The organism is Methanocorpusculum bavaricum DSM 4179 (assembly GCF_000430905.1).
Classification (GTDB): Archaea; Halobacteriota; Methanomicrobia; order Methanomicrobiales; family Methanocorpusculaceae; genus Methanocorpusculum; species Methanocorpusculum parvum.
Genome location: NZ_AUMX01000003.1, coordinates 74,889 through 90,160, shown reverse-complemented (window position 1 = coordinate 90,160; position 15,272 = coordinate 74,889). Strand labels below are relative to the sequence as shown.

General features: G+C 50.9%; 10 protein-coding genes. 4 read left to right on the top strand and 6 right to left on the bottom strand.

The genetic code is table 11. The annotated features are described in order from the left end of the window. Nucleotides 1-64 precede the first annotated feature (64 nt). Nucleotides 65-472: a type IV pilin gene (locus tag H575_RS09520; protein WP_042697982.1), complete on the top strand. Its 408-nt coding sequence runs from the start codon at nt 65-67 to the stop codon at nt 470-472. Nucleotides 473-1,008: 536 nt separating this feature from the next. Here H575_RS09520 and H575_RS03440 read toward each other — a convergent pair. Both H575_RS03440 and H575_RS09260 read right to left on the bottom strand, forming a co-directional pair. Continuing rightward, nucleotides 1,009-2,934, bottom strand: coding sequence for a hypothetical protein (locus tag H575_RS03440; protein ID WP_042697976.1), 1,926 nt, complete (start codon nt 2,932-2,934; stop codon nt 1,009-1,011). A 145-nt stretch (nt 2,935-3,079) separates the two neighbouring features. After that, nucleotides 3,080-3,217: a hypothetical protein gene (locus H575_RS09260; protein WP_162139392.1), complete on the bottom strand. Its 138-nt coding sequence runs from the start codon at nt 3,215-3,217 to the stop codon at nt 3,080-3,082. 212 nt (nt 3,218-3,429) lie between these two features. On the opposite strand from H575_RS09260, the gene H575_RS03435 reads away from it, so the two are divergent. After that, the gene (locus H575_RS03435) at nt 3,430-5,511 is read left to right on the top strand and encodes an ATP-binding protein (RefSeq protein WP_052319940.1); all 2,082 of its coding nucleotides are present in this window, start codon (nt 3,430-3,432) and stop codon (nt 5,509-5,511) included. Nucleotides 5,512-5,616: 105 nt separating this feature from the next. Here the strand turns inward: H575_RS03435 and H575_RS03430 are convergent, their stop codons facing one another. Then, nucleotides 5,617-7,197 carry a uracil-xanthine permease family protein gene (locus H575_RS03430; protein WP_042697973.1) on the bottom strand — a complete coding sequence of 527 codons (1,581 nt, stop codon included), beginning with the start codon at nt 7,195-7,197 and terminating at the stop codon, nt 5,617-5,619. Nucleotides 7,198-7,285: 88 nt separating this feature from the next. On the opposite strand from H575_RS03430, the gene H575_RS03425 reads away from it, so the two are divergent. Next, nucleotides 7,286-8,386 (top strand): hypothetical protein, encoded by a 1,101-nt coding sequence (locus tag H575_RS03425; protein WP_042697969.1) that lies wholly within the window; start codon nt 7,286-7,288, stop codon nt 8,384-8,386. 15 nt (nt 8,387-8,401) lie between these two features. Here the strand turns inward: H575_RS03425 and H575_RS03420 are convergent, their stop codons facing one another. The 3 genes from H575_RS03420 to ileS all read right to left on the bottom strand — a co-directional run bounded on the left by H575_RS03420 (nt 8,402) and on the right by ileS (nt 13,319). Next, the gene (locus H575_RS03420; protein WP_162139391.1) at nt 8,402-8,986 is read right to left on the bottom strand and encodes a Yip1 family protein; all 585 of its coding nucleotides are present in this window, start codon (nt 8,984-8,986) and stop codon (nt 8,402-8,404) included. 40 nt (nt 8,987-9,026) lie between these two features. Beyond that, nucleotides 9,027-10,037, bottom strand: a complete 1,011-nt coding sequence (locus tag H575_RS08890) for a flavodoxin domain-containing protein (RefSeq protein WP_052319939.1) — start codon at nt 10,035-10,037, stop codon at nt 9,027-9,029. Nucleotides 10,038-10,118: 81 nt separating this feature from the next. Continuing rightward, nucleotides 10,119-13,319, bottom strand: a complete 3,201-nt coding sequence (gene ileS, locus H575_RS03405) for an isoleucine--tRNA ligase (RefSeq protein WP_042697964.1) — start codon at nt 13,317-13,319, stop codon at nt 10,119-10,121. A gap of 168 nt (nt 13,320-13,487) precedes the next feature. Between ileS and H575_RS03400 the strand changes: the two genes are divergently transcribed. Then, on the top strand, nt 13,488-15,263 hold the full coding sequence (locus H575_RS03400; protein WP_042697961.1) for an aldehyde ferredoxin oxidoreductase family protein: 1,776 nt from the start codon (nt 13,488-13,490) through the stop codon (nt 15,261-15,263). Nucleotides 15,264-15,272: the final 9 nt, after the last annotated feature.

Here is a 15,272-nt window from a genome sequence, read left to right as displayed (position 1 = left end):
CGGACAATCTGTTCTCTGTCCGATAGTATTATGCTATTTTATAGCATTTTATTACATGCATATTATGAAAGTAAGTACAAAGAAAAACGACGGAGTATCCCCGGTCATCGGCACGATCCTCCTTGTGGCAATCACGGTCGTCCTTGTCGCCATCATCTCGGCTGTCGTCATGGGTATGACCGGCGGGATCGGAACAAGCCATGTAGTCGGCGTGAAAGTAGTTGCGGGTGATAACACATCATCACATGCATCTTTACTTGTGACCATCACCGGCGGCGACACCACTGGTCTTCAAACAATTGCTGTATACAACGGTTCAACCCCCATCGGTGAAGCAACATCCCCAACTGTAGGTAAGCCCATTAAATTCGGGGATGCAAGCCTGCTTGCTGGTCAGGGATCAATCTCCATCGTAGGTCAGTTCTCTGACGGTAATCAGACCATCTACACCGGCACGATCAATCTGGTATAACCTCACACTCTGAGGCTAACCACCATCTTTTTTTACTCACAGTCTATACGCGGTGTGTTCACCATCAAAAACTGACGTATGGGTACATCTACGCCGATTTCCCGTACTGGATATTTTCTCCCCCGTCTGCACGAATACCATACACGAAATCATAATACACGAGGATATTTCAGAAAAGCTCTGACTGAGATTTCATCCGGTTAATTGATTTCACCGCACAAAGGTATTTGTCAACTTGTCAGCTACTTGTCGAATCGTTTGACAACAAAACAAACCCCATATCTTCCTTGAAATTGAAAAATACCTTATATTATAATTATAATTATTTTATTTTATTATATTTTACTATTTTACCCAAAAGAGAGAGAAAGGCCCGCAGATCCTCTTCGCCCGGCATACCTGACCATCCCTCCTCTCCTCTTATCACACTCCCGTCAAGTTGGTAAAATAGACAAATACCAAAATCAAAGCCGGAATATACCTTCGATTGCTGAAATAAACCCGCAAACACTTGACGGACCATTTGACAACTACCCTCACCTTTCGGCAAGCCAGAACCCGTTCCTTTTCATCCCGCCTTTTTGGTAAAGCTCCCTGTTCCACCGGACCACCTTCTTATTCTCCGACCGCCGAAGCTCCGGATCCTCGGCATCCGGCCGTGTCTCCGACAACCGCTCCACACCTATCGCCGCTGTCTGGGCTAAGAGGCCGTCCGAACCCTGCTCATTCTTCCCGTACAACGCATGGGAAAGCTGGCTCTGGGAAAGACCTGTCGCGACCCGGATATCCCCAAACGGAATAAGACCCGACTCCTGCTCACACAGCCAGGCAAGGATCTTTGCCCCGGATTTCGACAGCTTATCATGCTGACTGCCCTTCTGATTGGCAAACAGCGGCTCCAAAATCTCCATCACCGCATAAAAATCCTCCTCCTCTGCCAGAAGATCCCCGCCGATCATCGATCTGCGAACAGGAGAATGCATAAGAGCATGTGCCTCCACCAGACAAAACATCAGCTTCAGATTCCGTGAATCCATCATCGGATCACACCGGACCCGGTTCGCAAAGGGCACCGACACGACTTTTGGCTCCACCAGACCCCAAAGAGCACGGGCAATCGCAAAATTCGTATCCTCCCCCTCTTTCATCCGGGGCATCTCTGCCCGCTTCATGATCGCGGCATGCACGCTCTTTCTCTGTTCATCGGACTCATCGGTCCAGAAAAGCAGCTGACGGTCCAGAACCTGATCATCCCCGTTCAGATCGACTTTACAGACCCAGAACACGCAGCGGCGTGGAAGAGCAAGCGTAAGGCCGGCATTTCTCGCAACGGTCTTGTATTCTCCCGGATGATCCCAGTCGGACGTCGCCGTTTTGAACAGCTCCTGAAAATCCGGCGACATCTCCTGATCATCCAGGATAAGAACCGAACGGTCCTTTATCGGATGATAATACAGTGATTTGTCCGAAAGATGGGCATTCACGACCACTGATTTTGGAAGACACGACGAGGCGACAACGGCCGCATGACTTTTTCCGGTGCCTGTCCTGCCGGAGATGCTGATATGGATGCCTTCCGAGTTCTCGACCCGGGTCGCTGCATAGGAAAGAAGCATGGCCCGTATGATCTGCGTGTCGCCGACATGGATCTTTGCGCAGATCTTTCTCAGAAAGGCAAGCATCTCTCCCTTCTCCCAGATCTGTCCGGCATAGACCTCGGCGGCATGTTCTCTCGTTGAGGGCTGGGTCAGATAGAAGGAAAGACGGCACGCGGAAAAGAGGTCGGCAGGAATGTAGGGCCGGGCGCCTTCGAAGATGTCTTCCGGGTCCGCGTCGCGTCCTTTCGCCCATCGGCCGATCTCAGATCCGTTGTGCCGAAGACTCCATTCGTGAGCTTCGAAAAGTTTGAGGCCTTCGAGACGTTCGCCTTTGTCGAGGGTCGCGGTTTTTTCGAGATAATAGCCGTGAGCAAGGGAATAGTAGTCGTCTTTATCCGGTTCGATCCAGGACCCCGTCTCGGGAGAGAGGAGGTATTTTATGTCGGCAAAGACTTCCGCTGTTTCCACCCGTGAAAGGAAGTCTTTGATGCCTTCCCACAGCGCTTCTCTGCTTGAGTCAAACGAGGGAAAGGAGTGGCAGACCCATCCGTTATGGGTGAGTGCCCAGAAGGATTCGAAATAGCGGGGAAAGGTCTCGGTTTTCGCATAGACGAGCTCAAACGGACATACGAGCTCCCAGCCGTGAGGCAGGACCACCCGATCCAGGAAGTCAGTGGTATCCAGCGATGTGATCCGGTATTCAGATATGCCCGGATGACGCCAGGGAAGAAGGGCCAGGTAATCCGGGTCCACATCGTCGGGTATGTCGGGAATAAATTCAGGGTCGCAGAGGAGTTCGAGTTCTGCACGGATTTTTTCTGCTGATTCAGCTTTGTCCAGGGCGGATGGGATCGTGGTATTCATACAAAAACTTCGATCCGGATTTATATAAACCCCAAACCGCGCGGTGCGATAATGCCCCGGATTTTGGCAAAAAGAGGGTGGTCACTGAGTGGGAAGGGTGTTTTTCGATGCAAAAAAATGAGATTTTGGGTGTCATCACGACCCCTCACATCAGCGGATAGCTCGCTTTAACGACTCTCCCTTCCGCCTCGATATTCCCGTTCCCTTTCATCCTCGGGACCCCCTCAACCGCCTCCCTGAAAACCATCTCTGCTCGAAGCATCCCCGTCGGCTCGAACCGCATCTCTAACCTCTTGGGCAGACTTGTCAAAGGGTTATCTGAGATTGAAAATCCGACTCCTCTATTATCTTACTATATCTGCAACTCTATTTTTGTTTTTACTGTAATTCTCGAATATCCGCATAATAACTATTAATCCTACGATGGGTATTAATGATATGAGCATCTATCAATGAATTACGAAATGTCGACATACAAACATTTTGAGGTGAGAAATGAATATTCAAAAATTATGGGAACAACTTCAAACTAAAGAGGAACATGATGAATTGGAGGCGAAGCCCGGAAATGAAATAGGTCGTTCTGTTAAAGAGACGATCAGTGCTTTTTCAAATACCATCGGATTAGGAGGGGGAGTAATACTGTTTGGAGTAACTGAGATGAATGAGGGAGGCAAGAATAAATATGTACTTACCGGTGTAAAACATCCTGAGAAAATACAAAAAGACTTGGCAACTCAATGCAGAACGAATTTTAATGTACCCATTCGTCCGGAAATTAAAATTGAACAAATAAATGGAGTGTGTATAATCGGGGTTTACATTCCGGAAACAGACCCTTCCCAAAAACCGGTATATATTGATGCTTTGGGCCTTCATGAAGGTTCTTTTGTTCGGGTTGGTCCCACAGATCAAAAATGCACGGACACTGATTTTGCAAAAATATATGCAGCACGTGATTCGAAATCATATGATTCTCACGTTTTAGATTACTTATCAACAGATAATTTGAACCCCGTTGCCATTTCTGAATATAGGCGACTGAGAAATCTGGTGGATCCAACGGCAGTGGAACTTAAACTTGAAAATGATGATCTTCTTATATCGTTAAAATGCGCTGAAAAAGTCAACGGAGTTCTGAGACCAACGATTGCCGGCATTATTTTATTTGGCAACAAAGATGTGATCCAAAAAGAATTCCCGATGATTCGTTTTGATTATATTCGTATGCCGGGTACGACCTGGAATCCCGGATCCAGCAAATCCTACTACACACAGGAAATGAATGAAGGATTGTTCACTCTTTTACCCCGGGCTGAAGGAGCAATAATGGATGATATTCCACGAACAATACGTTTGCCGCAAACAGGACTGACACGAGATGATTATCCAATTATCCCTTCCCTCGTAGTTCGTGAAGCATTGGTAAATGCCGTCATGCATCGTGATTACAGAGTAAATGGACCAACACAAGTCATTCGCTATGCAGACCGGCTCGAATTTAGAAATCCGGGTCATTCATTGAAACCACATCCTGAAGAGGGAAATCCCGGATCAATTCTCAGAAATCCAATTATTGCAAATGTCCTTCACGAAACTAAATATGCGGAAAACAAAGGAATCGGCATTACAATAATTATGGAAGAGATGCAAAAGGTGAATTTATCTTTACCCATTATCAGATCCAGTCGGGAAAACAATGAGTTCAGCGTTACGGTATTTGTCCACAATCTCGCAGGGGAAGAGGATATCATGTGGTTGGCACAATTTAAAGAGTTCAATCTGTCAACCACTGAAGTTCAAATATTAATGCTCTTACATAAAAATGGAATGATAAAGAATGCCGATTGTCGTCAGCATCTCCAGTTAGATACCCTTCATGTCAGCAGTATTCTTCAACGTCTAAGAAAGCTGGATATTTTAGAGGTGCACGGCGGGGGAGGCTGGACATATTACACACTTAGTCCCAAATATTTGACGGGGGATTTTCTTGGGAGTGGAAATAAGGGATTAGTCGGGTTAAAAAAAGAAAATAAGCTTAAAAATGAATTAAAAGAGAAAACGCCTCAAATTACGCTGCGTGAAAATAATGGATTAAACAGCTCAAAATCTGGAAATGAGCCAAATATTAAGTTAAAAGACATTTTTAAGACAGGTCCGGGTGATGAATTTATTGGATTAAACCAATCTAATCCGTTGAAATCAGAAGAAAACCGATTAGATAAGAGTTCACCGGAAAGGATATTGGAGTCAAGTCTTGATTATAATGAACTATTGACATTATTACCGGAACATGTGCGGCATGAGATTAAACGCATTCCCGGCAGAGTTGATAGGGAATCTGCAACAGACGCTATTCTTAAAATATGTGACACAGGAAAAGCATTTACTCCAAATCAGATAGCAGTCCTTATCCGCCGGAATAGGAAATGGTTAACTCCTATACTCCGGGAAATGGTTGAAAACGGGTTGATTGCCCCCACGATCCCGGATAATATTGGATCAAGAAAACAGAGATATCATGCATTACATGCAAAAGGACAGAGTAAACTTAACAGTTATCTGAATAAAGAATAAGCATACTCTTTCTGGACTTCAGGCGATGGGCGAAGATCCGAACAGGAGGGCAAAGCAAAGCTTTGCAGTCATACAGATTTGTGGCGGGGTTTCCCATTTTCCCCCTCACATCAGCGGATAGCTCGCTTTAACGACGCTGCCCTCCGCCTCGATATTCCCGTTCCCTTTCATCCTCGGGACCCCCTCAACCGCCTCCCTGAAAACCATCTCTGCTCGAAGCATCCCGACCGGCTCGAACCGAAGTTCAAGCCTCTCAGGCTCGCCTGCCTTCGCCAGATCCTCCAGATGATCTGCGATCGATGCCGCCTGTCTCCGGTCAAGCGTCCACTCCCTTCCGCACTCGGCCACAAACCTCTGCAGATTCGCATCCTTCGAAAAATCAAACGACCGGCGCTTCCTGATCCCGATTTTCAGCACTAATCCCAGCACTAAAACCGCCATCGACCCGGACGTCAGCGGCGACGCGAAAAACAGCGCCAGCGTTTTTGGGAGGTCAGCATACAGATACGGACAGACCGCCGACGACACCCCGATCAGGATCGGCAGGATCACCACGAACTTCCGGCGGGGATCCAGCATCCGTGACGAAATACTCTGGATACCGCTGATCATCACAAACGTCACCGCATACAGAAGGGTCGCCCCGAGGATCGGCTTTGGGAGAATATGAAACACCCAGCCGATCGCCGGCAAAAATCCGCACAGGATCAGAAAGACCCCAAGGCCGAGGCCCACCCTTTTTGCTGCGATTCCGGTCCCGACAACGAGCCCTGTAGCTCCTGAAGATGACCCGATCCCCACCCCGCCCAGCGCTCCGGCGATCGCGATACCTGCTCCTTCCGACAAAAGCCCGTTTTTCAGCGTATCGTTTCGTCCCTCCCTCGTGTAGGCGTTCAGAAGCGAAATGTTTCCAACCGACTTCAGCATCACGCAGATCATCGCGATCAGAAATGGGATCAGCAGAGCGAAATCGAACGAATACGACACGATCCCGACAGGATTCGGGATCTCAAACACCGAAAGGTCCGCGATCTCCAGCAGGGTCTCAAGTCTGAACACCCCGAGAAGCACCGAGGCCGCCATCCCGGTCACGATACCGATCAAAATTGCATAGAACTTGAAAAACCGCCTTGGGATCACGCTCAAAAGGATCGTTGCGGAAAGCGTGATCACGCCGACCGCGGCAGAAGCCGGATCCAGGGGGCCTGCGTCCACGCTCCCGAAAAACAGCGGGAACGCGAACGGAACGATGGCGATCCCCAGAAGAAACAAAACGACTCCCGTCACCTCTGCCGGGAACACGATCCGGAAAAACTTCGTGAACCGGCTGAGAACCATCTCAAAGAATCCCGAGATGATCAGCATTCCATAGAGAAGAGGGAGTCCTCCGGCGGTTGCCGCAAGAAGGGATGCCGGCAGATACGACGAGTTTGGGACCATTGGGAGAAGGTATCCTGCCCCTGTTTTTGAAAAAGACTGAAGGATCGTCGCGACCCCGGAACCGATCAGGGTCGCGCTGATCAGAAACATCGTCAGATCCGTCGAGCCTCCGACCGCATTGCTGATGATCACCGGATACGTCATATACACGGCGAGAACGAAAAAATGCTGAAGGATCGTGAGAACCGTCGTTCCTAAAGGCACCCTGTCCCTGACGTTGTAGACCGGTTCATCCCCCTCTGCCATTATGAACATCTGTTGGTCGTACTTTTATGTTAAAGCTTATTGTAGGAATAGGATTATCAATTTTTCAGACATACAGAGTAGAAATCCCATGTACGATAAAGATGAGTTCGTCGAAAGGATCGAAAACCAGATCCGGGTCGAAGAGGAGTACACAAAGATGCTCGAGGACGGCAGAAACCGTCTTGCCCGTTCAAAGTATCTGATCCTGATCCCGCTTGCAATGTTTCTGATCGCAGCGGCAGCGTTTGGGTTATCCTCCAATAATCCCGGGCAGATCCTTATCCTCTGGATCGAAGGAAGCTTCTATCTCTACATGTTCTACTTCTTTTTGATGATGATCCCCTCCATCGGCTCGGATGCGAAGATAAACATCTTCGATAAAAAGTTCCGGGTGTATGTGATGGAGTTTCTCCGGCTCGCCAATATTCTCCGGACCGTTCGGAGAAATCCGCTGACCCTGGTGGAGTTTTTCTGGAACGCCTTTCTCATCAACACCAAACCGCTCGTGAAAGGATTCACGATCCTGTATCTGATCGATCTTGTCTGTGCGGTCGTTATGAAACTTTTCGATATCATCGACTGGATGATGTTTTTTCTGCTTGTTGTCCAGATCGGCGTGATCCTGCTTTTTTATTCGCGGGTCACTGCGGCAAAACCCGGAACACCGGGATTTTTTGTCGGCAAACCTCTTCCGGATGCGGACATATTCGATGTCAGAAATCTGAAAGCCTGGCTGTATGTCGGGATCTTCTGCATATTCACCTGTCTTATCATCGTTGGGGCGATGTTTTTCCCGGGGATGACGCTTGGTCAGTTTCTGCGGGATATCTCGCTTGTTCCCGGGCAGTATCCGCTCCTTCTCGCTCTGATCCTGATCACGCAGGGTCTGATCCTGCGGTATTTCCAGGGCGTCGAGAGCAGAAAACTGATGAATACGCTCAATGAGCATCATCTTTCGGTTTTGAAGGAGGATCTTCTGCCCCGGGTGAGCCGGTCAGAACCGGAGGATCTTCCCGGGCTGAAGCGCGAGTTCCTGCTGTTTATCATGAACAAACTGATGGTCCAGGAGTTCTTCTACCGGTTCCCGGCATATACGCTGATGCCCAATCTGCTGCTGGCTCTCGATCCGGTGGCTCAGGAGATCCTGACGGAGACGGGCGAGGAGAAAAGTCTGAAGGATATGCTGTAAAAAAAAAGATTGGAATCAGAATCGGCTCATCTTGTATTCAGCTGCCGATCCGGATTCCGATCCGGCATAGATCGCAGCGCTCTCGGTCAGCGATGCAGTCATAATATACGACACGACGCTCATAACGATCATCAGGATCATCGGGACAAGGATACAGGTGAACACCTTCTTCGGCGGCAGTTCGGTGATCGAGGCGATCCCAAAGACCCAGACCGGGATACACCAGAACATCAGCGCTCCCTGAACGGCGAGGTTCATCAGGAGATCCACGGTCCCGATCAGGCCGACAAGTCCGGTCAGAAGCGCCCCTATCGCGAGGATTGCGGAGGCATAGCCGGTAACGGCGAGCATCTGTTTATATGTGCATTTCGCATACCCGATGAGTTTGACCCCGGCAAGAAACATTCCTGCGACGACCGCCCAGGAGATGAATACCCCGATCACTCCTCCGATCACGGTCATGACCGCCATAAACGGATCGGCAGGTATGAGGAAAACGATCGAGAGCAGCGTATAGGCAAGCGTGATCAGTACAGGGATCAGAAGACCTTTCGGGCACTCTTCGAAGAACTGCTTCTGATCAAAAAGCAGGTATTTCATTGCATTTTTCATATCCATAGATGTCGGATTATATTTCTATTCAGTCAGTATTAACCTTCGCCAGGGATCTCGTCAGAAGCGCGATCGTTTTAGCATCGACGATCTCTCCCCGGGCGATCATCGCAAAGATCTCGCTCTTTTTGATCCTGACCACGTCGATGATCTCATCTTCGTCTCTGGCGCAGTCTTCGCAAGGGATAAGTCCCCGCGCCTCAAAAAGCCAGAGTTTTTCCGTGCAGAATCCGGGCGTCGAGTAGACATATCCTCTTGGCACAAATTCGTTTGCCGAGAATCGCGCTTCTTCTGCAAGTTCGCGTTTTGCACACTGCAGAGGGGTTTCACCGGCATGATCCATCCCGCCTGCGGGAACTTCCAGGATGTATTCATTGATCACGGCTCGGTACTGTCTGATCAGATATACATGCTCCTCATCGGTCGGGAGGATACAGACCGCCGGGACCGGCTGGACGAAGAGATAGTTTCTGTCCTTCCCGTTCGGGAGATGGACATGCCGTGTTTCGATGGTGAGTCTTGGGGTGTCGTAGATCTTCGTGCAGCTTTCTGCCGGAGCGGCAGACTTTGTTTTCGGCGACGCCAGATAGGCAAGCAGGGGAAGGATCTCCTCTTTTTTTACCCCGTCCACCTCCTCGATCTTCTCCTTTTTCAACATCAGTTTGTAGACCAGCCCGACCTTGTCGTAATCGAGCGCTCCCCGGAGATGGAAGACCCGCACCTTTTTCATCATCTCGGGAGTGAAGTTTTTGAGCAGGAGATCCTCTGTCCGCCGTTTTTCCTCAGGATCGGTGACGCCGACGGTGAAAACGATCACCGATTTGTCCTTCAGCTGCCTGAAGTTATTCGCTATCAGGGCGATGCCTGCGATACAGCCGATATAGATGCCTGCACCGTAAATGACCGTGTCATAGGGGAGGAGGTCTTCGACCTTGGTTTCGTCGGCATTTTTCAGGTCGGCGCCCAGCTCTTTTGCGATCCATTCGGCATACTGTTTCGCTGATCCGTATTTCGATTTATAAACGACTACTGTACTCACAAAATATCCCTTCTCTATTCAGAATAGGTCGTGATGAGATAAGTGTTTTAGTATCGCACGGGCGAAAAAAAGGAGTGTATATTATTCTGATTTAGCGATGCTTACCCTGACCTTGAGATCATCGATCTCCCAGTCCATTGCGAGGTCTGCCTTTTCAGCAACACCGCATCCGCAGGATTTCCCTTCCGGCACTCTGATCTTGAGGCAGTTTGCTCTGACCTCGTTTTCGATGACGTCATGCTGAGAATCCACAAGAGGCATTACCCGTGCATCATCGATGACGACTTCGGCTTTGATCTTTGCATCGACGGCAAGACCTGCCTGTTTTCTCATCTCCTGGATCCTTCGGATGACCTCGCGGGAGTATCCTTCGGCTTCGAGTTCCGGCGTGAGGGTCACGTCAACATAGATCATACCGTTTTCGATCGGCGAGGAGAAGATGTTTTCCGGCATCTTTTCTTCGAAGGTTATGTGCTCTTCGGTAAGTTCGGCGGCGAAGCCATCCTTTTCCATCATGACCTTTCCGTTTGCTGTCAGCAGAGCTTTGAGTTCGGTCCCGTTCGACTCTTCGATGAACGCCTTGACTTTGGGTCCGTCTCTGCCGAACTGTTTGCCGATCACTTTCATGACCGGGACTGCGGTCCAGTCGAGTCTGTCCCAGATGCCTTTTACGACCGTAACGGAACGGGCATTTGCCCGGTCACAGCACATATCGTTCATTGCCGAGATGGCGGCCGCGATCTTCTCTGAATCGGTCGCGACAACGATCTGTCCAACCGGCCAGCGTCCTTTGCGTTTTCCGTTCTGGCGGGCGTTCGAGACCGCTTCGTCGAACTCCTGAACGATCTCCATCTCCTCTTCGAGGACCGGGTCGCGGAGTGAATCGTTTCCGCTGAACCAGTCGGCCATGTGGACTGATTTCGGATCGCCAACACACTTCAGGTTCTGATACATGCATTCGGTGATGTGGGGAGCAAACGGAGCAAAGATGGTGACGAGTCTGCGCAGAACATAATACATGGTGTCGTATGCCTGCATCTTCGAGACCGACTCTTCTTCGAGCCACATTCTCGGTCTGACCAGCTGGACGTACCAGCGGGAGAGTTCATCGAGAATGAACGTGCTGATCGGGCGGGTCGCCCGGTGAAGGCTGCAGACCTCCATCTCTTTCGTGACCTGCTCTGCAAGAGAGTTCACGCGGGAGATCAGCCAGCGGTCTTCTCTGCAGAACTCTTTGATGTGATCTTCGACTGCGGACGGATCCCAGACGCCGTCTTTTTCCGCCGGCTTGTAGCCGTCGAGCGCCATGTACGGCAGGGGGAATTTGTAGACGTTCCAGAGAACGTTGAACATCCGGTGGTTCGTCTTGACTCCTTCAAGAGAGAAGCGCATATCATCCCAGGGGGCATTTGCCGAAAGGATGTACTGGCGCATAACATCCACACCGAACTGTTTGATGACGTCTTCGGGTGCGATGACGTTTCCAAGACTTTTACTCATCTTTTTGCCGTTCGCATCAAGCGCGAATCCGTGCATGAGTACAGATTTGTACGGGGATCTGCCAAAGGCGATCGTCGAGAGGGCGAGCTGCGAATAGAACCATCCGCGGGTCTGATCCTGTCCTTCGAGAATGAAATCCGCCGGCCAGTACTTGCCGAAGTCTTCGGTCTTCTCCGGGAACCGGAGGGTCGCCCAGGAGGCGATACCGGAATCATACCAGACATCGAAGATGTCCGGGATACGTTTCATCGTTCCGCCGCATTCGCAGGGGATCGTGATGTCATCGACGTACGGCCGGTGGGGGTCGGTCATCTTCTGACCGGATAGCTGTTCGAGCTCTGCGTATCTGCCGACGACATGATATTTATTACAGACCGGGCAGACCCAGACCGGGATCGGGATACCCCAGTATCTCTGCCGGGAGATACACCAGTCGCGTGCCTCTTCGATCCAGTCATGGAATCTGGCGGACCCTGCCCACTCCGGATACCAGGTGACTTCTTTCGAGATCTCTTCGAGCATTTTCTCCCGGACATCCTTTGCTTTCAGGAACCACTGGGAGGTTGCCCGGTAGATGATCGGGGTCTTGCATCTCCAGCAGTGTCCGTACCGGTGAGTGATCTTCCGGACAGCGAGCATGGCGTCACCTAAGACGTCGATGACCTCCTGATTGGTCTCGGGAGCCTTGACGTATTTTCCTGCAAAGACGCCGGCTTCTTCGGTGAAGTTTCCGTTTCCGTCAACGGGACAGACGATCGCGAGATCCTCTTTCAGACCGACAAGGTAATCGTCCCAGCCGTGACCCGGAGCGATATGGACCATTCCGGTGTTTTCCATCGCCACGTAATCGGCGATGACGACACGGTGCTCGATTTTTTCCTGGATGGGAACTGCGGAAGCGAGGGGAGAAATATATTTTGTTCCGGCGAGTTCAGCTCCGGTCTTTGTTTCAATGACGGAGTAGTCCTGATATTTTCCGTATTTGAGGATCTGTTCAGCGAGGTCTTTTGCGATCCAGAGATCTTCGGTCTTTCCGTCTTTTACTGCCCGGCATTTTGCGTAGACGAAATCCTTTCCTACGGCCACTGCCACGTTGGCCGGAAGGGTCCAGGGGGTCGTGGTCCAGATCACGAGGGACTCGTTCTCGGCTCCCCGGATCGGGAACTTAACGAAGATCGAGGGGTCGGTCTCGTCCCAGTACTCGACTTCTGCGTCAGCGATCGCCGTTCCGCAGCGTGGACACCAGTTGACGACCCTGGATCCGCGTTCGAGCATTTTTTCTTCTTCGCAGCGTTTGAGGGTGTACCACGCAGCTTCGATGTATCCTTTATCGACCGTCTGATAGGGGTCGTCGAAGTCCATCCAGGTACCGAGTTCCTTGAACTGTTCGCTCATCAGATCTTTGTGGGTGAGAGCGAACTCGCGGCACTCTTCGATGAACTTTGCGACACCGTATTTCTCGATGTCGGCCTTGTTTTTGAACCCGAGCTTCTCCTCGACTTTGACCTCGATCGGCAGTCCGTGCATATCGTAACCGGCACGTTCGATGATATGCTGGCCGGTCATTGAGTGGTATCGTATGATTGCGTCTTTGAGGATCTTGTTCCAGGCGGTTCCGAGATGGATGTAACCTGTGGTATAGGGCGGGCCGTCGACAAAGAACCACGGCTGGCCCGATTCGTGAAGTTTGCGTGTTTCACGATAGGTATTGTTTGTTTTCCAGTACTCCCGGACGTCGTTTTCGACAACGGCGGGTACATAGCTTTCTTGTATTTCTTTCACGAGTTTTCCCTCACTCAATATGTGGGTAACTATTGGTCGTCGTTATACATAAGGGGTTTTGTGCTCCGGATGATTTTTGCCGGCAATGTTATTGCCCGCGTTTTATTGTTTCGAAAGCAGACACATCTTTATTATCCCTAAACACGATACTCCTGTTTGGTAATCATCATGGACGGATACGCAGGGAACATGGTCTATGCCGATCTCTCGGCAGGGGTGGTAACGATCAAACCAACGCCCCCGGAACTGAAGTTGAACTATCTTGGCGGCCGGGGTTTTGGCATACGTATCCTGACCGACATGGTTGATCCGAATATCGAGCCGTTGAGCGATAAGAACATTCTTGTCTTTGCGGCAGGACCGCTGACCGGAACCGGGATCCCCCTTGGGAGCAGGTATGAGGTCTCGACGATCGCTCCTTTGACGGGACTTGCCATGAGCGCAAACAGCGGAGGAGTGTTTGGCTGGAAGCTGAAAAAAGCCGGATTCGATGCGGCCGTCATCTCCGGCAAATCGGCAAAACCGGTCTATCTCTTCCTCGACAACGGGAAGGCCGAACTTCGGGATGCTGCACATCTGTGGGGAATGACCACCGGACAGACTACCGACGCGATCATGGATGAGCTGAAGGATCCAAGCGTTCGCGTTTCCTGTATCGGCCCGGCAGGCGAAAAACTTGTGCTGATCTCCTGTATCATCAATGAAAAAACCCGGGCAGCCGGCCGCGGCGGGGTCGGCGCAGTGATGGGGTCGAAGAATCTGAAAGCGGTCGCAGCCAGAGGTGATCTCGCAATCAAAACGGCAGATGAAGCAGGACTGAAAGCGGTTAAAGACCGCGTGAAAAAGAAGATCGAGGCAAACGGTATCGCCAAAGGTCTGCATGATTACGGAACGGCTGTTCTCGTCAACATCGTGAACGAGAACTATCTTATGCCCACCCGGAACTTCCAGACCGCCCACTTCCCGGAGGCGGAGAAGATCTCCGGCGAGACGATGGCAAAAACGATCCTCAAAAAACCCAAAGGGTGTTATGCCTGTATCGTTCAGTGCGGAAGGGTCCATGAGTTCGACGGCGAGACAGGTGAGGGGCCGGAGTATGAACCCGACTGGGCGTTTGGTGCTGACTGCGGGGTCGACGATCTCAAAATGATCGCCCGGGCAAATAATCTCTGCAACGAGTACGGGCTTGATGCAATCTCGGCGCCGGCAACGATCGCCTGTTTGATGGAGATGGCCGAGAAAGGGTATGTCAGCCACCCGATCCGGTTCGGCGATGCAAAAGGCATGCTGAAACTCGTGGAGCAGATCGCCTTGCGCGAAGGAATCGGCGATGAACTTTCAGAAGGATCCTTCCGGTTTGCGACGAAATACGGCCATCCGGAATACTCCATGAGCTCGAAAATGCAGGAACTGCCGGCGTATGATCCCCGGGGCATCCAGGGATACGGGCTTGCAGCAGCGACCTCGGTCCGCGGAGGAGACCATGTCTATGCGTATATGATCTCTCCGGAGATCCTCGGATCGCCGGAAAAGATCGATCCGTATCTGATCGAGGGAAAACCCCAGTGGGTCAAGACCTTCCAGGATCTGACCGCCGCCATAGATGCAACGGGTATGTGCCTCTTTACGTCCTTTGCTCTCGGAGCTGAGGATTACGCGGATCTCCTTTCGGCAGCAACCGGAATGAAGGTCGACGCCGGCGAACTTTTGAAGATCGGCGAACGGATATGGAATCTCCAGAAGCTCTATAATATCAAACGCGGGTTTTCCCGCAAAGACGATACTCTGCCGGCCAGGCTCCTGACCGAGCCGCTGAAAGAAGGCGCCCCTGCCGGTCAGGTTTCCCGGATCCATGAAATGCTCGACGAGTATTATACTCTTAGAGGCTGGGATCCGGAAGGGACTCCTACAAAGGAAAAGCTCAGAGAACTGGGGCTGATGTGAGCAGTCGGA

Bases quoted from the DNA above. Each gene is read 5' to 3' on its own strand.
- H575_RS03440 (WP_042697976.1), bottom strand. From the start codon at position 2,934: ATGAATACCACGATCCCATCCGCCCTGGACAAAGCTGAATCAGCAGAA.
- H575_RS03400 (WP_042697961.1), top strand. From the start codon at position 13,488: ATGGACGGATACGCAGGGAACATGGTCTATGCCGATCTCTCGGCAGGG.
- H575_RS03430 (WP_042697973.1), bottom strand. From the start codon at position 7,197: ATGGCAGAGGGGGATGAACCGGTCTACAACGTCAGGGACAGGGTGCCT.
- H575_RS09520 (WP_042697982.1), top strand. From the start codon at position 65: ATGAAAGTAAGTACAAAGAAAAACGACGGAGTATCCCCGGTCATCGGC.
- H575_RS03435 (WP_052319940.1), top strand. From the start codon at position 3,430: ATGAATATTCAAAAATTATGGGAACAACTTCAAACTAAAGAGGAACAT.
- H575_RS03425 (WP_042697969.1), top strand. From the start codon at position 7,286: ATGTACGATAAAGATGAGTTCGTCGAAAGGATCGAAAACCAGATCCGG.
- H575_RS09260 (WP_162139392.1), bottom strand. From the start codon at position 3,217: ATGCGGTTCGAGCCGACGGGGATGCTTCGAGCAGAGATGGTTTTCAGG.
- H575_RS03420 (WP_162139391.1), bottom strand. From the start codon at position 8,986: ATGAAATACCTGCTTTTTGATCAGAAGCAGTTCTTCGAAGAGTGCCCG.